The sequence below is a fragment of the Flavihumibacter solisilvae genome, from assembly GCF_000814475.1.
Classification (GTDB): Bacteria; Bacteroidota; Bacteroidia; order Chitinophagales; family Chitinophagaceae; genus Flavihumibacter; species Flavihumibacter solisilvae.
Genome location: NZ_JSVC01000008.1, coordinates 95,677 through 116,093 on the forward strand (window position 1 = coordinate 95,677; position 20,417 = coordinate 116,093).

Sequence of the window (20,417 nt, forward strand, 5' to 3'; positions counted from 1 at the left end):
CACTGCGATCTGGAAATGCAGTCAATAAGTCAATAGGTTAATAAGTGAATATGCATAAGGTTGCATTAACGATTCACTTATTGACCTATTCACTCATTCACTGCGACAAATAAGTTCGCGGTCAATCTTCGAACTGCTCTGGCCTCATCTGCGGGAACAGCAGCACATCCTGGATTGAAGGCTGGTTGGTCATAAGCATACACAACCTGTCGATCCCGATTCCGATGCCGGCTGTTGGGGGCATCCCGTATTCAAGGGCGCGCAGGAAGTCCTGGTCAATGAACATGGCTTCATCATCACCACGTTCCATCAGGCGCACCTGCTCCTCGAAACGTTCGCGCTGGTCGATGGGATCGTTAAGCTCCGAATAAGCATTGGCGATCTCCTTGCCGTTGACCATGAGCTCAAAACGCTCCACCAGTCCGGCTTTGTTGCGATGCTTCTTGGTAAGCGGGCTCATTTCAACCGGGTAGTCGATAATGAAAGTTGGCTGAATGAAAGTGTGTTCACTGGTCGCACCGAAGATTTCATCGATCAGCTTGCCCTTGCCTATGCCGGGTGCCACATCGATCTTCAGTTGCTTGCAGACCTCACGCAAACCTGCTTCGTCTTTCTCGCTGATATCAATGCCGGTATTCTCCCTGATGGCATCGAAGATCGACAGGCGTTTGAACGGGGCTTTAAAGCTGATGATATTTTCGCCCACCTGCACATCAGTTGTGCCGTGCAACGCAACCGCCACTTTTTCAAGCAGCTGCTCGGTGGTTTCCATCATCCAGAAATAGTCCTTATAGGCAGTATACCATTCGAGGATGGTGAATTCCGGGTTGTGTGTACGGTCCATTCCTTCGTTCCGGAAGTTGCGGCTGAACTCATATACCCAGTCGAAGCCACCTACAATACAGCGCTTCAGGTACAGTTCGTTTGCAATGCGGAGATAGAAAGGAACATCGAGTGCGTTATGGTGCGTGATGAAAGGACGTGCAGCAGCACCGCCCGGGATGGCCTGGAGAACAGGTGTATCCACTTCGAGCGCACCCCTTTCATTCAGGAAGTCGCGCATTGTATTGATCAGCTTTGTACGCTTTACGAACGTATCGCGCACCTGAGGATTGATCACGAGGTCGGCATAACGCTGGCGATACTTGAATTCCGGGTCAGTAACAGCATCAAAGGTCTGGCCTTCTGCTTCCTTCACCACGGGTAATGGCTTAAGTGATTTGGTCAGTAGGGTCAGTTCCTGAACGTGAACAGAGGTCTCGCCTGTTTTTGTAGTAAAGACATATCCCTTCACCCCGATAATATCACCGATATCCACCAGGTGTTTCCAGAACTTGTCGTATAGGTTCTTGTCCTCACCCGGGCAAATATCATCGCGGCGGACATAGATCTGGATCCTTCCGGTACTATCCTGCAGCACGGCAAAGCTTGCCTTTCCCATATCGCGAATGCTCATGACCCTTCCTGCCAGGCACACTTCAGTGAAGTATGCCTTATTCTCTTCCCCCTTATAATTTTCCTTTATATATACAGCATTCGTATTTACAGGATACAATGGGGCAGGATAGGGGTCAATTCCCAGTTCCTGGAGTTGTTGCAGCTTCTCCCTGCGGATCAGTTCTTGTTCAGATAATTGCATTCGCCAAAATTTGAAGCGCAAAAATAAAGCTTACCGGGGAAAAAGCCCCCCGGTATTCATAATTCCATAATATCCGCTTAATGGCCACATAACACTGCTTTATGAAATTTGAAAAACAGTGTTATGGAAAGAAGATCAGTTGATGTAGCCATATTGTCCGACCTGCACCTGGGTACCTACGGCAGCAAAGCAAAGGAAGTGCTCCATTATCTCAGGAGCATCGCTCCCCAGATGCTGATCCTGAATGGCGATATCATCGACGGATGGCAGTTCAGCAAACATTATTTCCCTGCCTCGCATATGGCAGTAGTAAAGGAGATCCTGTTCATGATGACCAACGGAACACGCGTGATCTATATAACGGGAAATCACGATGAGATCATGCGCCGGTACTCGGGCATAGAACTTGGAAACTTCCAGCTCACCGATAAACTGGTGATCGAGATCAATAACAAAATGACCTGGATCTTCCATGGTGACGTATTTGACAATACTACCCGCGGATCAGCAAAATTCTGGGCGAAGCTGGGCAGCAAGGGATACGGTTTCCTGATCCTCGTAAACCGGATGATCAATGCGGTTATGAAAACCTTCGGACGAGGTCGTGTTTCCCTTTCAAAGTCTATCATGGCAAGTGTGAATAAGGCTGTTACCAAAATCAATGATTTTGAAATGACAGCTGCCGAGATCGCAATTGAAAAGAACTATGATTATGTGATCTGCGGACATATTCACCAGCCACAGAAAAGATGTGTTGAAACGGAAAAAGGAAAAGTAATGTACCTCAACTCCGGCGATTGGGTCGAACACATGACAGCACTCGAATTTTACCAGAACGATTGGCACATCTATGAACACGACGAATCAAAATTCGCCAATTCAAAAAATGATATCACGGTGCCGATCCTGAATGTGATCACAGACGAAGTCAATTATTACGTGAATGCATTAGCCATTTAACCATTAAACCTTTTATGAAGATTTTTTACGCCGTTCAGGCAACCGGCAACGGACACATCAGCAGGGCACAGCAGCTGCTTCCTTACCTGCAGCGATATGGAAAGGTTGATATTTTCCTGAGCGGCAGTAACAGTCAGCTGCAGGGTGATCTGCCAGTGAGGTTTCGGAGCAGGGGCCTCGGCCTTCATTACAATACGGAAGGCAGCCTTCATTACACAAAAATTGCGAAGCAACTGAATCCACAACGAATCTGGAAAGAGATCCGGCAGTTGCCCGTGGAAAAGTATGATGTGGTGATCAATGATTTCGAATGCCTCACTGCTCTTGCCTGCGCTTATAAGAATGTTCCATCTGTACAGTTCGGGCACCAGGCATCTTTCAGGTCTGACCTTGTTCCCAGGCCGGCAAAAAAGGAAGCGATCGGTGAATTCATCCTGAATCATTTCGCTAAAGCTTCAGGGTATATCGGACTGCATTTCCAGGCGTATGACCATTTTATTTTTGAACCGGTAATCAAAAAGCAGATCCTCCAGGCCGCCCCGGCAAACAAAGGACACATCACCGTTTACCTTTCAGCATATAACGACGAAACTGTAGTGCGGTACCTGTCACAACTCAAGTCGTTCCGGTTTGAAATCTTTTCTAAAGAAACAAGGCAAACTGTAAAACAAGGCAATATCACCCTCATGCCTGTGTCGGGACAACTGTTCAATGAAAGCATGATCAACAGCTATGGCGTTATTACAGGTGCTGGATTTGAAACTCCTGCTGAAGTTCTTCACCTTGGCAAGAAACTAATGGTGATCCCCATCAGGGGGCAGTATGAACAACTATGCAATGCAGCTGCACTTGAAAGACTTGGCGTGAAAGTAATTGACAGGCTTGATGAGCAGTTTTCACGTCACTTCCTGAATTGGATCGCACTTTCCCCTCGCCCTGAAATGAATTATCGCAACAACATCCCGGAGATGTTATGCTACCTGATGGACAATTATCCCGTAAAAGGAGTACCACTTGACCTGTTGATGCCCGAAGTAATTATTTAGGTCAATGTTGACCTAAATTGCAAGGAGCACCTGCCAGGCATCGCTGACACGCTGTGCATCGAGCAGTTCCTTTGCATACAGGTGAAGTTCCTTTTCCATTTCTTCCGGATTCATGGCATAATACTGGAAAATATTCTTTAGCCGTTCATCTTCGAAGGCAGGATCGATCACCGGCATTTCATTCACATTGCCCAGTTGGGCGAGGTTATTCCCGGTAAGGATCGGGCTGCTGCGGATACCTTCCGGCAGTATGTCTATTCCAATCCCCAACTTAACATTCGGTTTCTCCACTTCAAAAAGATTTGCTGGATCAACCTTGCAGTACCAATTACCGCCGAGTCGGGCAACATGGTGCAGCTTTCGCTGGTCGATCATAGTGCCGGCATCATTCAGTATACTTTCATTAACGTGTAACCGTAAAATTTCGCAGAGAACCAGGTTGCCTGCACCGCCTTCACTGCCAAGCGATTTAATTTCGAGTACCCTGCATTCCATCTTCACCTTGCTTTCCCTGACCATCGGTGGTTTCACCAGGGTTGCAGGCTCTTCTGTAAACCCGGCTTTCCCGAATTCACTGACCAGTCTCGGATACTCACAACTCGCCAGTGAGGTTTGGTAAACCATGTCGTAGTCGACAATATTGATTACCACCTCGGGAACTTCCATCACGTTTTCCAGTGTGTGTTTTATAGTGTTATCACGCACCCTTCTCGAAGGAGAAAATATCACAACCGGTGGACGGGTAGAGAATAGATTGAAGAACGAAAACGGGCTAAGGTTAACATTGCCATCCTTATCAATGGTAGAGGCAAAACAAATTGGTCTCGGCGCAATGGCAGTCTGCAGCCATTGCTGGCATTCGACCGGATTTAACTGGGAAGGATCTACAATCATCTGCACTTATTTTTTACGCGCGAGAATAGAGTATTCATTAGGCTCTGCGACTATAGTATTAGACAGTATGCCAAGTCCGTCAATCTCGAGTTCAACTGTATCGCCATCCTTCAACCACTGTTCGTTGTAATCGGGGTTGTTTAGTTTTCCCGTACCGTTCAGTTCAAGGAAGCAGCCGGTTCCAACAGTACCACTGCCGATCACATCGCCGGGATGCAGGGTCACACCATATGAACAACGTTCAATGATCTCTGCAAATGTCCAGTCCATATCACCAAGATTACCGTCACTGACCTGCACGCCATTAACGCGGCACTGCATACGAAGGTTCCAGTTCTTCCCGGTATGTCCTTCTTTCGCGGGTACTTCATATTGTTCGAGCTCGTCGAGCGTTACCAGCCATGGACCAATTACAGTGGAGAAGTCCTTACCCTTGGCAGGGCCAAGGTTCAGCAGCATTTCTTCCATCTGCAGTCTCCGGGCACTCATGTCATTCATGATCATCAGTCCCCCGATGTATTCATCTGCATTTTCTGCGTGAATATTACGTCCGGCGCGACAGATCACAATTGAAGCTTCAAGTTCAAAGTCCAGTTTCTCGAAATGGTCTGGCATGCATACGATATCGCCTGGTCCCTGGATGCTGGTATGGTTGGTGAAGTAAAAGATCGGGTATTGGTCGAACTCCGGGATCATGGGCACATTACGATTGCGGCGTGCTGCGGCAACGTGCTGGCGGAATGCGTAACCGTCACGACAGGAAGCAGGGAAAGGAACCGGTGCGAGTATATAAGCATCCTCAATCGCGAATCCACGATCTTTTGAGATCTGCCCGTTCTTCACCATCTGCTCACCTCTCAATGCAACAGGATAGGAGTCATCCCAATACTGGAGGAACATATTCATATTGCCCGGAAGATCGGGGTGAAGAACTTCCATGTCATAGAGATAACCATCTACATATATGCCCAACTGGTCATGTCCTTCGCGCAGGTAAGAAACTAATTTCATCCTAATTTGCTTTAGTGTATTATTGCGTGGCCAAAAATAGCAGGAATAATGTATAAGATTATTTTTTCCGTTTTTATGGCGTGCGCTTTTGCTGCGGATGTTTGCGGGCAGGCAGTAAATAGCCGTCAGCTGGAAAAACTTATCCGCAAAAAAGCGAGTCCGCAATTGCTGAATGTACTCGATCATCCTGAAACATTTCACTACCAGATCATATATACAGTTATTGATCGCGATGCCCGGAACCGGCCCCAATTCAGTAATCATTACCTGCGGGTCGATACCACAGATTATTTCAATCCGGCTTCGATGGTCAAGCTCCCGGTTGCGCTGATGGCACTCGAAAAGCTGAACGATCTCAACATCCGGAACCTTGGTACAGGAACCACGATGTTAACTGATTCGGCATTTGGTGGACAAAGCAGGGTAGAAACAGATTCTACATCTGCAACCGGCCTGCCCTCGGTTGGTCATTATGTCAAAAAGATCTTCGTGGTCAGCGACAATGATGCATACAACAGGTTGTATGAATTTGTCGGCCAGGAATCATTGAACGCGAGGTTGCAGCAGATGGGATATTCTTCGGGCCGGATCACACGACGGTTTGTACCGATGACGGAAGAGCAGAACCGGCATGGTAATCCATTGCGTTTCCTGGATGCCGGCGGAAACCTGGTTTATGGGCAGGCCGCATCATACAACGAACAGCCATTTGATTTTTCGAAGAAGATCCTGATCGGCAACGCACATTACAACCGTTACGATTCACTGATCCGGACACCAATGGATTTTACTACGCACAATTCGGTGCCCCTGCCGGACCTTCAGCAAATACTGCAATCGGTTATCTTCCCGGAGTCTGTCGAATCAGGTAAACGGTTTCGCCTCGACCCGGCTGACAGGAATATGCTGCTCAATTATATGTCTGAGCTGCCAGGTGAAAGTGCTTATCCAAAGTATGATACCAGCGAGTTTTTCGAAAGTTATACCAAGTTCTTCTGGTTCAAAGATGGAAAGCAAAAGATCCCTTCTTATATCCGTAGTTTCAATAAAACAGGTTGGTCGTATGGCTACCTTACCGATGTAGCCTACATCATCGATTTCCAGAATAATGTTGAATTCATGCTTAGTGCAACAATCTATGTGAACAGTGACGGGATCCTGAATGATAACAAATACGATTATGAGACCATAGGATATCCTTTCTTCAGGGAATTGGGAATGATAATATATGACCATGAACTAAAACGGAGACGGAAGTATTCACCCGATCTCTCCTCTTTTCGTTTCAGTTATAAATAAAAGCACATGAAGTTTTTCCTTACCTGGACTGTTCTTTTAGCCGCTTTAATGGTGTCTGGTCAACAGACGACCGACCAGTTTATCCGCATCAACCAGTTGGGCTACCTGCCTGCAGGTTCCAAGGTGGCTGTATGGGGTGCATTACGGGATGCTGTTATTACGGAGTTTGAGTTATTGGATGCTGCCAACGGAAAAGTAATGTTTAGAGGCAGGGCCGGCAAACCATTTGGGACATACGGGCCATTTACCCAAACTTACCGGTTGAATTTTTCAGCGTTCCGTGGTACGGGAAATTTCAAACTGAGAGCAGGAAATGCGGTATCTCCATCATTCCCGATTAATGACAAGGTTTATTCCGGAAGTGCTGACTTTTGCCTGCGTTATATGCGCCAGCAGCGCAGCGGGTTCAATCCTTTCCTGAAAGATTCCTGCCACACGCATGATGGATACACCATGTATGGTCCCATGCCCGACAGTACCCACGTGGACGTATCCGGTGGCTGGCACGATGCGAGTGATTACCTCCAGTATGTAACCACTTCTGCAAATGCTACCTATCACCTGCTGATGGCTTACCGCGATTACCCGGCTGTATTCGGGGATGCGCACCTGGCAAACGGGCTTGAAGGAACTAACGGCAGGGCAGATGTGCTGGACGAAGCGAAATGGGGTCTTGACTGGCTGCTGAAAATGCATCCGCGGAGTGACTGGATGTTCAATCAGCTGGCAGATGACAGGGATCATATCAGTATGAGGATTCCTTCGCTCGACAGCCAGTACGGGAAAGGTTATGAGCGACCCGTATATTTCGTTACCGGTCAGCCGCAGGGACTTGGGAAACACAAGAACCGGACAACCGGGAAAGCATCAACGGCGGGAAAGTTTGCCAGCGCCTTCGCCCTGGGATATTCTTTGCTGAACAAATATGACCCTGACTATGGATCCACACTGCTCGACCGGGCCGGGAGTGCCTTGAAAATCGGGATCTCAGCCCCGGGTGTTTGCCAGACCGCTCCAATGAAAGCACCCTATTTTTATGAAGAGGACAACTGGGCCGATGACATGGAACTGGCTTTTGCCTCTGCATACCGGCTGCCAAAAGGAAACAAGCCGGCAATGCTCGATTCTGCCATGCGATATGCACGGATGGAAACGACTACCCCGTGGCTGGGAAAGGACACGGCACGTCATTATCAATGGTACCCGTTTATCAATTTGGGACATCGTGAACTGGCTGTAACCGCCCCGGCAAAGGAAAAGAGCGAACTGGTCGGTTACTATAAAAAAGGAATTGAAGCAGTCTGGAACAAGGCAAGGCAGAATGCATTCTATCGCGGCGTTCCCTTCATCTGGTGCAGTAATAACCTGACCACAAGTTTTGCCATTCAATGCAAATGGTATCGCGGGCTGACAGGCGACAAAAGTTATGCGGAGCTCGAACAGGCAAATATCGACTGGCTGTTTGGTTGTAATCCCTGGGGTACGAGTATGGTTTACGGCCTTCCCGCCAATGGCGACACTCCCCTTGATCCGCATTCTGCATTTACCCACCTTAAAAAATACCCCATTGACGGTGGACTGGTCGACGGTCCTGTTTATACCAGCATTTCCCGCAGCCTGATTGGGCTTACGTTGTATGAGCCGGACGAGTATGCTCCATTTCAGAGCGACCTGGCTACTTACCACGACGATTACGGCGATTATAGTACCAATGAACCGACCATGGACGGAACAGCTTCGCTGGTTTACCTGCTCGCGGCCTGCGAGTCAGAGTCGGGTGCTGCCCGCGCCATCACCCGTGGCGATGCGGCTTCCAGGCGAATCGCGATCGTTTTCACCGGCCATGAATATGCGAATGGCGGCAGTACTATCCGCGAGGCACTTAATGAGAGCGGAACAAAAGCTTCTTTCTTCCTGACAGGGGATTTTTATTCCAATGCCCGGAACAGGTCGCTGATTGCCGGACTGAAAAACGATGGCCACTACCTGGGAGCTCACAGTAATAAACACCTGCTGTACTGTGATTGGAAAAACAGGGACAGCTTACTGGTTACAAAAAGCCGGTTTCTGTTGGACTTTCGGGAGAATGAAAAGGCTATGGCGAAACATGGCATCGATGTTGCGAAAACAAAGTATTTCCTGCCGCCTTATGAATGGTATAACGACAGCATTGTAAAATGGACCGGCAGCCTTGGCAAACAACTTATCAACTACACTCCGGGTACCCTGAGTCACGCTGATTATACTGCACCCCAGGATGCCAATTACCGCGACAATGCAACGATTCTGGAATCTATCCGATCAAAAGAACAAAAGGACGGACTTAACGGTTATATCCTTCTGTTTCACATTGGAGCTACTTCTAAGCGCGACAAGCCTTTTTTCAATGAAATCAAAAATGTAATTTTCCAGTTGAAAGAAAGAGGTTATCAACTGGTTAGGATTGACGATTTGCTTTGAGCCAAACTGCATTAGTAGCCAATTTATTTAATGCTATGAGGTTTGAAAAGATAAATAACAAAGGACAAGCAAAATTATTTGAAAACCCCGCACTTGAACTGCTGACGAAAGGACACCCTTTGGTTATCTGGGGAATGTACCTGCCCGTGATCGTTGGACTTCCCTGGTATGCGTCAACACATTTCGGTTATAAGGGATGGCATTTAGCACTCATCATTGCCGCGGGAATATTCTTCTGGACTTTTTTTGAATACATCATGCACAGGTGGATGTTTCACCTCATGTCTGAAAGTCCGAAAACACAACGGTTTATTTATATCATGCATGGTAACCACCATCATTACCCGCGTGACAGGCAGCGTCTGTTCATGCCTCCGGTTCCCAGCATTATCCTTTCATCAGCGATCTTCGGCATCCAGTACCTGGTATTGGGCAACTATGCCTTCCTGTTTTTCCCCGGCTTCATGTTCGGCTACCTGCTTTACGGATCCATGCACTATGCCATCCACGCCTGGAACCCACCCTTTAAATGGATGAAGCCTTTATGGCGTAACCATCACCTGCATCACTACAAGGATGACCATAAAGGCTTCGGAGTTAGTTCAACTATCTGGGATCATGTCTTCGGAACCATGTTCGACCTCAAAAAAGAAAAGGAAGACAAGGAAAAAGTGAAAGACCTGATGTTTGTCGACAAGTGAATTACTAGATATTCAGGCCACCACAAACACTAAGCACCTGTCCGGTCAGGTAACTTCCCATATCACTTGCAAGGAATAATGTTGTATTCGCAATTTCTTCGGTTTTGCCGAATCGTCCGAGTGGGATTTTCTTGAGGAAATCATCGCCGGCATTGCCTTCCTTCAGGTAATGCGTCATATCTGTTTCAATGAACCCGGGAGCAATGGCATTGCAGCGGATGTTGCGGCTTCCCAGCTCAAGGGCGATCGATTTGGTGAACCCGATGATTCCCGCCTTCGAGGCAGCATAACTGCTTTGGCCGGCATTCCCCTTGATTCCAATGATCGAACTCATATTGATGATACTGCCCGACTTTGCCTTCATCATCGGCCGGATCACCTGTTTGGTCATGTTATAAACGCTCTTCAGGTTGGTGAGTATAACATCATCCCACTGGTCGGGTGAGAGTCTAAGGAGGAGATTATCTTTCGAGATACCGGCATTGTTTACGCAAACATCAACGGTACCGAAAGTCTTCACTACATCATTCACGAAGGTTTCGCACTCTTCAAAGCTTCCTGCATTGCTGCGGTAGGCTTTGGCATTAACACCCAGTGCCTTCAGCTTTTCTTCGAGATCGGCTGCTTTCTGTGCACTTCCTTCACTTACATACGTAAATGCCACATGCGCTCCATGTTCTGCAAGCTTGGTGGCAATTCCTTCTCCGATTCCTCGTGCAGCGCCGGTAACTATGGCAACTTTATTCTCCAGTAACTTCATCTGATGTGATTTATAGTGAGGGCAAAACTAAAGGAATCATAGCATAGAAAGCAGGGTTTCGAGCAGATTGCGGTCGTTGCTAAGTCTCGGGACCTTGTGTTGTCCACCCAGCTTGCCTTTCAGGCTCAGCCATTCCTTGAACAGCCCTTTACGGATAGACTTGATCAGGGGCATCCTTAAAGCGATGTCCTTGTGCCTTTTTGCCTCGTAATCGCTGTTGATGTTTTTAAGGGCAGTGTCGAGTTCATACGCGAACAGGGAAAGATCTGCGGGTGGTTGCTCAAATTCTATCAGCCATTCGTGTGCGCCGTTGCCATGGTGACTGAAATATACCGGGGCGGCAGTGTAGTCATTTACCAGGGCTCCTGTTTTTTCACAGGCAATTGCTACCGCTTTATCGGTATTGTCCACGATCACTTCTTCGCCAAAGGCATTGATGTAATGTTTCAGTCTTCCGCTCACCTTGATGCGATAGGGCCGGGTCGAAGTAAACTGGATGGTATCGCCAACCAGGTAACGCCACAGGCCGCCATTGGTGCTGATTACAGGCGCATAATTCCTGCCAATTTCCACCTTATTCAAACCTACAGTATGCGGAAACCTGTTGCCATACTCTTCGATCGGCATGAACTCAAAAAATATTCCGTGCCGGGTGAACAGGAGCATGCCGTCAGAGTCCGGGCTGTCCTGTGCAGCAAAGAAACCTTCACTCGCATTGTACATTTCGAGGTACTGGATGTCCTTACCGATCAATTGCCTGAATTGCTCACGGTAAGGCACAAATGATACGCCGCCATGTATATATAGTTCCAGGTGCGGCCATACTTCGGCAATGCAGCTTTTGCCCGTCATTTCGAGGATGCGCTTCATTAGCACCAGGGTCCATGTTGGCACACCAGAAATACTGGTAACATTTTCCGGGATCGTATTCAGGGCCAGCTGCTCCAGTTTGTGTTCCCACTCATCCATGAGGGCGATCGACAGGTCCGGAGTCCGGATCCAGTGACCCCAGAAGGGTGAATTCTGCAGCAATACGGCACTCAGGTCACCATAGCTGATATCTTCCGTGAACTGGCTTACCTGGTGACTTCCCCCGATTACAAGTCCTTTCCCCGTCAATAATTCTGAATCGGGGTTCGACCGGTAATGCAGTGTCAGCACGTCCTTTGCCCCCTGGTAATGATTTTCTTCAAGGCTTTCATCGCTTACGGGGATGAACTTGCTTTTGTCACTTGTCGTGCCACTGCTCTTTGCAAACCAACTGATTGGAGTATTCCAGAGAACATTTTCCTCGCCCTGCATCATGCGTTCGATGTAAGGTTTGAGGTCGTCATATTCGTGTACCGGTACAGTCTGTTTGAAGGTCCTGACATTGAACAGCCGGTTGAACCCGAACTGTCTTCCGAATGCAGTATACTGTGCTGAAGTAACGAGTTCCTGCAATACTTCACGCTGCGCGGAAACGGGGTCTTGCACCCATTCCTCGATCTGCCAGAGCCGAAGCCTGGCCAGGCGTGATATGGCCGGTGAAATAATTTTCATACAGCACCGGCAAAATACTGAAAAATAGTATTAAAACTTGGGGAAATCGCTCATGCCCTTCATCACTTCCTCGTGCAGGTAGTCTTTTCGTTTAAGCTCAAAGTTGCGTCCCAGGTAGAGCCGGCGAACATGTTCATCAGCTGCAAGTTCTTCTGCAGTGCCATGTTTGAAGATCTTTCCTTCAATGAGCAGGTATGCCCTGTCGCAGATGGATAGTGTTTCATTTACGTTATGGTCCGTAATAAGGATGCCGATATTCTTGTATTTAAGCCTGGCGACAACAGTCTGGATGTCCTCTACCGCAATGGGATCCACACCGGCAAACGGCTCATCGAGCAGGATGAATTTGGGATCAACAGCAAGTGCGCGGGCTATTTCCGTTCTTCTTCTTTCACCACCACTAAGACTGTCACCATTGTTTTTGCGAACGTGGTGAAGGCGGAATTCGTCCAGCAGCTCTTCCAGCTTATTTTTTTGCTCCTGCCTGGTAAGCTCGGTCATTTCCAGTACTGAGCGGATATTGTCTTCAACTGTCAGGCTCCTGAAAACGGAGGCTTCCTGTGGCAGATAGCCGATTCCCAATTGTGCGCGTTTATACATGGGCAGGCTGGTAATATCTTCTTCGTTGAGGAACACCTTGCCCTCATCGGGTCTGATCAGGCCCACAACCATATAGAATGTGGTGGTCTTACCCGCTCCGTTAGGGCCGAGCAGGCCGACGATCTCACCCTGCTGAACGTTTACGGATACGTGATTTACAACGGTCCTGTTACTATAGCTTTTTACCAGCTCATTCGTTTGTATAACTAGATTCAATGTCCGGGCTTTTCGCAAAAATACCTTGTTAATTCATAATGGCGTCCTAAGTTTGTAGATAGTTTAATCATCTGCAAGCAAAACAAATGAAGGTTATAGATCATATAAACGGGGCTAAGGAAACATTGATATCTTTTGAGATCTTACCACCATTGAAAGGGAAGGGCATCAGTGCAATTTATAATCACCTCGACCCATTGATGGAGTTTAAACCATCTTTTATAAATGTTACCTATCACCGCAGTGAGACGATGTTTAAAAAGCAGGCAGATGGATCCTTTGCGAAGATCGAGGTAAGGAAACGGCCGGGAACCGTTGGCATCTGCGCTGCCATTATGCAGCATTATAATGTGGACCCGGTGCCACATCTCATCTGTGGCGGGTTTACAAAGGAAGAAACCGAAAACGCGTTGATCGACCTGGCATTCCTGGGCATTGATAACGTTTTGGTACTCCGTGGCGATGCAGCGAAAAACGAGACCTTCTTTGAACCTGAGTCCGGTGGAAACCGCTATGCGATTGACCTGCTGAAACAGGTGCTGGATCTGAATAACGGCATCTACCTCGAAGAAGAAGTGAAGAACCATGGAAATGCAAAGTTCTGTATCGGTGTTGCCGGATACCCGGAAAAACACTTCGAAGCACCCAATAAAGCAACCGATATTGCCTACCTGAAGGCCAAGGTGGATGCAGGCGCTGAGTATATTGTTACCCAGATGTTCTTCGACAACCAGAAGTATTTTGAATTCGTAGACAGCTGCCGTGCCGCTGGCATCAATGTGCCGATCCTTCCCGGGTTAAAGCCGATTACCTCTAAGAAGCAGATGAGCATCCTGCCCAGGATTTTTCATGTTGATCTTCCAACCGATCTTTCAAATGAGATCATGAAATGTAAAGAAGATGCAGATGTGGAAATCGTAGGAACCGAGTGGCTGTTGCAGCAAAGCCGTGAATTGAAAAAAGCCGGCGTTCCGGTGTTACACTATTATACGCTCGGAAAGCCAAAAGTGATTTGGAATGTGGTGAAAGAACTCGTGTAATTCGATAAGTGATTTAATCAATAATTGAATAGGTCAATGAAATACTTCATTGACCTATTTGCTATTTAATAACACCTAAATCGCCAGTAAGTGCGTACCCACTAAAGGCTGAATCCCAGCGAAAGACTCCACACCCTGTGCTTATTCTTGTCGTCTGCATTGTTGTCGCCGCCGGAATTGATCTTGGTAAGACCGTGTCCGTAGTTCACTGACAGCAATACATTGTGAAAAGTGAAGCCGGCTGTTCCGTTCAGGCCGAAATCAAAGCGCTTCATCCTTCCCATGCCTGCACCTTCTTCAGTTTCAGTTGTAGTAGGATCATCGTTGCTGAAGTCGATCTTGTCTTCAGATTCAAAGCCGACGCCGAAAATCTTTCCTTCCACTTTGTTCTTACCCGCAATACCCATAGCTGCGTATGGACCTGCGCCGATAAAAAACTTTGATTCCTTGTCGGCAAGCGGAATATTTACAGCAAGGTTCAATGGAACTTCGAGGTAATAAGGCCTTGTTGTGGCTTTATAATAACTCGCATCATCACTGCTGCCGTTCTGGAGTTTTGACCCTTTTCCTGTGAACAACAGCCCGGTTTGTACGGAAAGCATCGACGCCACGGGCAGATCCGCCATCAGTCCGGCGTGAAATGAAGGAAGGTACTTCGCATCATCTATTGCTCCGTCTTTGGTAGTCGAAATATTGGCGAGGTTGAAACCGCCTTTGATATACACCTTGTTGTCCTGCGCGTTTGTTTTCGCTGCAATGGCACCTGCGACCATCATCAACATCATCGTTTTCTTCATGGTAGTTAATTTAGTAATTCAATGGGTTTTAACGAAGATGGCTATACGCACAAACCATGCCATTACCTGTAAATACTACGCAGGACGGGAATGCTGATCTTTATGGGGAATTGTTTTTTCAATGAGTTTATCCATTCATTTTCCAGTTGCAACTGGTAGTCATTGAGCACGAGTCCACGCGAATCTTCAAAGCTTCGCGCTTCACCGGCAGGATGTTTCTTCAGTACATGAACAAAGCTGTTTGAGTTGGATTCCAGGGTCGCCAGTTCATCAGTTTCATAGCGGCCGGATTCAGCCTGAACAGTTGCTTCATTCTCCTGCAGCAGCTTTTTCCACTCCGAGGGTGAAGCATTCAGTTGCTGACGGAAATTATTTGCCTGGCTGGCATCAGCGGCCGTGAAAATAACCGCATCCACACTTTCTTTCCACTTGTATTTGCCTGCGTGGTCCTTGTAGTATTTTCTTAACACGGCGTCATCGGAGCCGGCTTTCGCCCACACTTTGCGTTGCATGGCTTCGAACAGCAGGTTGCCATCACGGAATTCGTTCACCTGTGCAGCAAATTCGGGATTATATTTCTCAAGTGTCTGCTGGTATTCAACCAGGACCATGTCTTCCAGGAACTTTTCCGCAAGCCCTTTTGTATAGGGCCCCTGCCATGATGAAAGGTAGTCTTTCAGGTCCTGGATGTAATATACCCGGCTGCGACTTGAAGCGACCTGCATATTGTCAGCGAGCGATCCCGTTGCCGGATCGATTCCAAAATAATAACGGCAGTAGTTCTCCAGCTGGACATCAGTTGCAGGACCACGCTTAAAACCGATTGCCTTTGTTGCGGTGGCCAGAACCAGGCTGGTAGCCAGTTTGCTGCGCGCATCATTGAGGACTCTCGCTTTCATGGATGCCCGCACCTGCTCATCAGTTGTATCTGCCGTATATGGGTAAGTGATGATCCGCTTAAGGATGTGAATGCCACGACTTGTCTCAAAGGGCCTGGTGATGTCGCCATCGGCGGAAAGGGAATATGCCTGGTCTTCGAACGCGGGACTATAGGTTCCTGGCTCGAAGGCCTCCAGTAATCCCTGGTTGTTATATGTTGCGTCGTCAGCACTGTAAGCAAGGGCCAGCTGCGCGAAATCCGCGCCGTTTTTCAGCGCATTGTACACAGAATCAGCCTGGCGCATTACACTGTCGCGCTGTTTCCCTGGTGATCCGGCCGGAACTGCGAAAAGGATCTGGGCAACCTGGATCCTTCCTGCGGCAGGCCTTTCTGCCGTACGGCGAAAAAGATGATAGGCATTGGTGCTCTTGTACAATGCACTGTTTTCGTTCAATGCTGTCTGGTAGGCAAGCTGCTCAAGGGCATAGGGCAGGGTAAAGGTTGTGATCCATCCCAGGTCGCCCTTGTTTTCCCGTACGCCGGCGTCCTCCGAAAATGAAAGCGCTACGGATTCAAACGAGTCACCGTTCCGTAATTGCGACATGGCCTTGCCAGCTTTGTCCCTGGCTGCTGCGCTGTCGCTGCCAGTGTATGGGATGTAGATATGGGAAATCCGGATGTCCCGGGTACTGTTGGCCAATGCTTCTGATACCAACGCATTCATAACACCGTCATCAACCAGGTAACTCTTCGCAAGCTGGTAACAGAAGTCCCCGAATTCAATTCTAAGCTGGGGAAGCGTATCGAGCTTCATCTCGTATGCCGCACGTACTTTCAGTTTATACCTGATATAAAGATCCAGGTATTGCTTAACTGCAGCACTGTCCTTCAGCGAGCCGGCATTGTTCTTTTTGTATGCCGCAATAAATTCCTTTTTGTCAACCTTGTAGGGACCATAGGTAAAAAGCGCCTGACCGTTTCCGGTAGAAAATAGGGCACACAGGAAGAGTATGCAAAGGAGAAACTGTTTTCCCATAGATTACCTGTTGGCGGATTTTTGCTTTAGCTTGAGCGTCAGCACTTCGTCCATCTGCTCATAGGTCAGCTTTTTGGCAATGATCCGCTTGTTTTCATCGAGCAGGTAAAGTACCGGTGTCTGGTAAACATCATAAAGTTGCCTGAAGCCAGGTTTGCCTGAATCCCGCTCCGCCTGCCGCTGACTTTCAGTCTGGTAAACGTGGACCCAGTCTTTCAGATTGTGTTCGCGGATATAGGTAAGCCAGTTGTCCTTTCCACCTTCCGTCATCACACCAAATATTTTAACCCCCTGCTTCTTCCACTTGTTCTGGTACAGTGAATCCAGTTTTGGGACCATCTCTTTACAATGACCACAGGTCGGGTCCCAGAAACAGATGATTGTAAAGCGGGCATTTGTTTCGTACAGGGTCGACAATTTTCCCGAGCTGTCACTCATGGCAATATCCCATGCGGGGTTGCCAATGAGATTTGCCATCAGGGAGTATGCGCGGTCGTAGATGTACTTTTTGTATTTCTCCGTAAACCAGTCTACATCCGGCTTATTATTGATATACTTTTCAAACAGGTAAACGAACACAGCATCCTGGCCCATATACTGCGGGTTAATGTATTTCTGTACAAACTGCGTAAGCAGGAACTTGTACATTTCACGGGAAGGCCGAGTCTGCAACAGGAACTGGTCGATCTCTTTTTTAATGGAATCGGGTTCTGGTGATACCAATGTCTGGAAATACCTTTCTACCCTCGATTCAAAGAACGGCGTACGCAGCAATCGCTCATCAGACAATGAAATTCCATCCCAGTAGTGAGCTTTGAAGTACCTGTAGGCATACGCTGAATCATATTTGCCCCCCGGGTGCTGGGCTGCCGGCGGGATCTGCGGTTCCTGTAAAGCAGAAAAAAGCGCCGATAAGAAACTGCCCGGGGAGTTTTTTATGTAGTCCGTACGGTATTTGAAAATCTCGCTGTTAAGTTCCTTCATCTGCTTCTGCAACTGGGCTGAATCTGTGGCCGACTTCGACTCCGCCAGTTTTTTCTGTAAGGCAGAAATGGCAGTTCCACGTTGCTGGATGTATTTGGTGTAAGCCTGGAAGTCGTAATTATCCCTGGTTCCGGAAAAGGCAGGTTCGCCCAAACGTGCTGTGTCTGCCGTTATTGAAAACTGCTGCTCCTTGTCAACCAGCACTTCGAATAACAACTCCTTTTTGGGCGAGACCACAAAATAGATTCCACCGGGAAGTGGCCGGTTACTGTTAAATACTGCCCTGCCAGCTTTGACCATTGCCGAATCAGCCAGCGCTTTTACCTTTCCGTAATGGTATCCCAGGTACATCCACTGACCCTCGTAAGCGTTGATGCTTACATCGACCCGGTATCCTGCACTCGTCTGTGAAACAGCACCTGCATTTAAAACTATTAAACAAATCAATAATATAACAAGCTGTTGTAACCGGTTTTTCATCTGGTTGATTGAGTTGCTAATTTCACGAATTGGCAACAATAATATTGTGTTTACTTTTGCCGAATGCGGAAAAAGAAGAATTTAACGTTGGAAAAGCTCAGGGTTGACGATTATGCGGCAGAAGGGAAGGCGCTGAGCAGGGTAGACGGGAAGGTGGTATTTATAGAAGGGGCCGTACCCGGAGATGTGGTGGATGTGCGGGTCACAAAGAGTAAAAAAGACTGGGCAGAAGGAAAAGCGATCCGGATCCACCAGTTTTCGAACGACAGGGTGAATCCTTTCTGTGAGCATTTCGGGATCTGCGGTGGCTGTAAATGGCAGATGCTGCCGTATGAAAAGCAGTTACAATACAAGCAACACGAGGTGGAACAGAATCTCAGGCGCATAGGTAAGGTCAGTTTGCCGCCGATAGAACCGATCCTCGGATGTACCGAAACCCGCTTTTACCGTAATAAACTGGAGTTTACCTGTAGCAATCGCCGGTATTTATTACAGGAGGAAGTTGATGCGGGCGGTGAAATTCCCATCGAGAACGCGATCGGCTTCCATGTCCCCCGTATTTTCGACAAGGTTATCGACATCCATACCTGTCACCTTATGCATGAGCCCGCCAACCTGGTCAGGAATACGATCAGGGATTATGCAGCTGAGCATGGACTTTCCTATTACGATATCCGTGAACACCATGGATTCCTGCGCACAGTTATTGTGCGGGTACTCACTACCGGTGAGGTGATGGTAAACATCTGTTTCGGTCGGGAGGACAAGTCCGCCCGCAAGGCATTGCTGGACCATCTTCTTCAAAAAATACCGGCCATTACAACATTATTGTATACCATCAATACAAAATGGAATGACAGCCTGCATGATCAGCAACCTGTTGTATATTACGGCAAAGGGTACGCGATCGAGCAGATGGAGGATTTCAGGTTCAAGATCGGCCCCAAGTCATTTTTCCAGACCAATACCCGTCAGGGAGAAAGGTTATACCAGGTTACGCGGGAATTTGCCGAACTAACCGGGAAGGAAACTGTTTATGACCTTTATTGCGGAACCGGGAGTATCGGAATCTTTGTCAGCCGTTCTGCAGCCCGGGTGATCGGGGTGGAAGTAGTGGCAGAGGCAATTGAGGATGCCAAAGAAAATGCAGCCCTTAACGATATAGAACATGCCCGCTTTTTTACCGGTGATGTGGCAGAGGTTTGTGATGATGCGTTCTTTGCCGAACATGGGCGCCCCGATGTGATCATTACCGATCCGCCAAGGGCAGGGATGCATGAAAAACTGGTAAGGAAGATCCTGGATATGGAAGCGCCCATAGTTGTTTATGTAAGTTGCAACCCGGCAACGCAGGCGCGCGACCTGAACCTGCTTGATGAAAAATACACCGTAACAAGGGTGCGACCGGTGGATATGTTTCCGCATACCCACCACATTGAAAATGTTGTACAGTTAAAATTGAAGTATAAATGAGATCATTACCAGCGGTAGTTAAAAACCTTCTTATCGCCAATGTGGTGGTTTTTCTTGCGCAATTGTTTTTCCATAGTAGCTCCACTCCGCTTGAGGCTTATTTCGCCCTTTTCCCTTTCCGCTCTCCGTATTTTAAGATCTGGCAGGTGGTAACGCATATGTTCATGCACGGTGGATGGTTTCACCTGCTTTTCAACATGTTCGCCCTGTACATGTTCGGTGCTATGCTGGAACAGTTGTGGGGAGCGAAACGGTTTTTCAATTTTTACATGATCTGCGGAATCGTGGCAGGTATTGCCCAACTGGTCTTCGACAGTAATTTCAGTTATGCTGTGGGTGCCTCTGGCGCAATAATGGGAGTACTGGCAGCATTCGCATACCTGTTTCCCAATACACCGCTTTACCTGATGTTTATCCCGATCCCGATCAAGGCAAAATATGCGATTCCCGGTCTCATGGCCCTTGATTTGTTCGGTGGATTCGCCCGGGTGCCCGGTGATAACATTGCGCATTTTGCCCACCTGGGTGGCGCTGTCGCCGGCTTTATACTGGTGCTTTTATGGAACAAAACCAACCGTAATACGTTTTATTGATATCTG

The 20,417-nt window shown here is 47.9% G+C and carries 17 protein-coding genes; 8 read left to right on the forward strand and 9 right to left on the reverse strand.

Annotated elements, in window-relative coordinates; all coding sequences use genetic code 11:
* Positions 1-121: 121 nt before the first annotated feature.
* Positions 122-1,639: a lysine--tRNA ligase gene (lysS, locus tag OI18_RS07570; protein ID WP_039138619.1), complete on the reverse strand. Its 1,518-nt coding sequence runs from the start codon at positions 1,637-1,639 to the stop codon at positions 122-124.
* 123 nt (positions 1,640-1,762) lie between these two features.
* Here lysS and OI18_RS07575 point away from each other — a divergent pair, with 123 nt between their 5' ends.
* Both OI18_RS07575 and OI18_RS07580 read left to right on the forward strand, forming a co-directional pair.
* Positions 1,763-2,599 (forward strand): UDP-2,3-diacylglucosamine diphosphatase, encoded by an 837-nt coding sequence (locus OI18_RS07575; protein ID WP_039138620.1) that lies wholly within the window; start codon positions 1,763-1,765, stop codon positions 2,597-2,599.
* Positions 2,600-2,613: 14 nt separating this feature from the next.
* Positions 2,614-3,645 carry a glycosyltransferase family protein gene (locus tag OI18_RS07580; RefSeq protein ID WP_052272977.1) on the forward strand — a complete coding sequence of 344 codons (1,032 nt, stop codon included), beginning with the start codon at positions 2,614-2,616 and terminating at the stop codon, positions 3,643-3,645.
* Positions 3,646-3,657: 12 nt separating this feature from the next.
* Here the strand turns inward: OI18_RS07580 and OI18_RS07585 are convergent, their stop codons facing one another.
* Positions 3,658-4,539 (reverse strand): flavin reductase family protein, encoded by an 882-nt coding sequence (locus tag OI18_RS07585; RefSeq protein ID WP_039138622.1) that lies wholly within the window; start codon positions 4,537-4,539, stop codon positions 3,658-3,660.
* Positions 4,540-4,545: 6 nt separating this feature from the next.
* On the reverse strand, positions 4,546-5,550 hold the full coding sequence (locus OI18_RS07590) for a fumarylacetoacetate hydrolase family protein (protein ID WP_039138623.1): 1,005 nt from the start codon (positions 5,548-5,550) through the stop codon (positions 4,546-4,548).
* A 48-nt stretch (positions 5,551-5,598) separates the two neighbouring features.
* Between OI18_RS07590 and OI18_RS07595 the strand changes: the two genes are divergently transcribed.
* Genes OI18_RS07595 through OI18_RS07605 form a run of 3 tightly spaced genes read left to right on the forward strand, consistent with a single transcriptional unit; the run spans position 5,599 to position 10,010 of the window.
* The gene (locus OI18_RS07595; RefSeq protein WP_039138625.1) at positions 5,599-6,849 is read left to right on the forward strand and encodes a serine hydrolase; all 1,251 of its coding nucleotides are present in this window, start codon (positions 5,599-5,601) and stop codon (positions 6,847-6,849) included.
* Positions 6,850-6,855: 6 nt separating this feature from the next.
* Positions 6,856-9,309: a bifunctional glycoside hydrolase family 9 protein/polysaccharide deacetylase gene (locus OI18_RS07600; protein WP_039138627.1), complete on the forward strand. Its 2,454-nt coding sequence runs from the start codon at positions 6,856-6,858 to the stop codon at positions 9,307-9,309.
* 35 nt (positions 9,310-9,344) lie between these two features.
* Complete coding sequence (locus tag OI18_RS07605) at positions 9,345-10,010, forward strand: sterol desaturase family protein (RefSeq protein WP_039138628.1); 666 nt, start codon at positions 9,345-9,347, stop codon at positions 10,008-10,010.
* Positions 10,011-10,014: 4 nt separating this feature from the next.
* Here the strand turns inward: OI18_RS07605 and fabG are convergent, their stop codons facing one another.
* From fabG to lptB, 3 genes are read right to left on the reverse strand one after another with little or no spacing between them, the layout of a single operon-like run.
* Positions 10,015-10,770 (reverse strand): 3-oxoacyl-[acyl-carrier-protein] reductase, encoded by a 756-nt coding sequence (gene fabG, locus OI18_RS07610; RefSeq protein ID WP_039138629.1) that lies wholly within the window; start codon positions 10,768-10,770, stop codon positions 10,015-10,017.
* A 36-nt stretch (positions 10,771-10,806) separates the two neighbouring features.
* Entirely contained in the window at positions 10,807-12,312 is a 1,506-nt protein-coding gene (locus OI18_RS07615; RefSeq protein ID WP_039138630.1) for a GH3 auxin-responsive promoter family protein, read from the reverse strand.
* A 30-nt stretch (positions 12,313-12,342) separates the two neighbouring features.
* On the reverse strand, positions 12,343-13,128 hold the full coding sequence (gene lptB, locus OI18_RS07620) for an LPS export ABC transporter ATP-binding protein (protein ID WP_039138632.1): 786 nt from the start codon (positions 13,126-13,128) through the stop codon (positions 12,343-12,345).
* An 86-nt stretch (positions 13,129-13,214) separates the two neighbouring features.
* On the opposite strand from lptB, the gene metF reads away from it, so the two are divergent.
* Positions 13,215-14,168 carry a methylenetetrahydrofolate reductase [NAD(P)H] gene (gene metF, locus OI18_RS07625; protein WP_039138633.1) on the forward strand — a complete coding sequence of 318 codons (954 nt, stop codon included), beginning with the start codon at positions 13,215-13,217 and terminating at the stop codon, positions 14,166-14,168.
* A gap of 101 nt (positions 14,169-14,269) precedes the next feature.
* On the opposite strand, the gene OI18_RS23700 is transcribed toward metF, so the two are convergent.
* The 3 genes from OI18_RS23700 to OI18_RS07640 form a co-directional block, all read right to left on the reverse strand.
* On the reverse strand, positions 14,270-14,965 hold the full coding sequence (locus OI18_RS23700; protein ID WP_052272978.1) for a porin family protein: 696 nt from the start codon (positions 14,963-14,965) through the stop codon (positions 14,270-14,272).
* A 62-nt stretch (positions 14,966-15,027) separates the two neighbouring features.
* Positions 15,028-16,881 (reverse strand): peptidylprolyl isomerase, encoded by a 1,854-nt coding sequence (locus OI18_RS07635; protein WP_039138635.1) that lies wholly within the window; start codon positions 16,879-16,881, stop codon positions 15,028-15,030.
* Between the two features lie 3 nt (positions 16,882-16,884).
* Positions 16,885-18,345: a TlpA family protein disulfide reductase gene (locus tag OI18_RS07640; protein ID WP_039138636.1), complete on the reverse strand. Its 1,461-nt coding sequence runs from the start codon at positions 18,343-18,345 to the stop codon at positions 16,885-16,887.
* Positions 18,346-18,408: 63 nt separating this feature from the next.
* On the opposite strand from OI18_RS07640, the gene rlmD reads away from it, so the two are divergent.
* Positions 18,409-19,818 carry a 23S rRNA (uracil(1939)-C(5))-methyltransferase RlmD gene (rlmD, locus tag OI18_RS07645; RefSeq protein ID WP_039138637.1) on the forward strand — a complete coding sequence of 470 codons (1,410 nt, stop codon included), beginning with the start codon at positions 18,409-18,411 and terminating at the stop codon, positions 19,816-19,818.
* The gene (locus OI18_RS07650) at positions 19,815-20,411 is read left to right on the forward strand and encodes a rhomboid family intramembrane serine protease (RefSeq protein ID WP_039138640.1); all 597 of its coding nucleotides are present in this window, start codon (positions 19,815-19,817) and stop codon (positions 20,409-20,411) included. Before rlmD ends, OI18_RS07650 begins: the two co-directional genes overlap by 4 nt.
* Positions 20,412-20,417 lie beyond the last annotated feature (6 nt).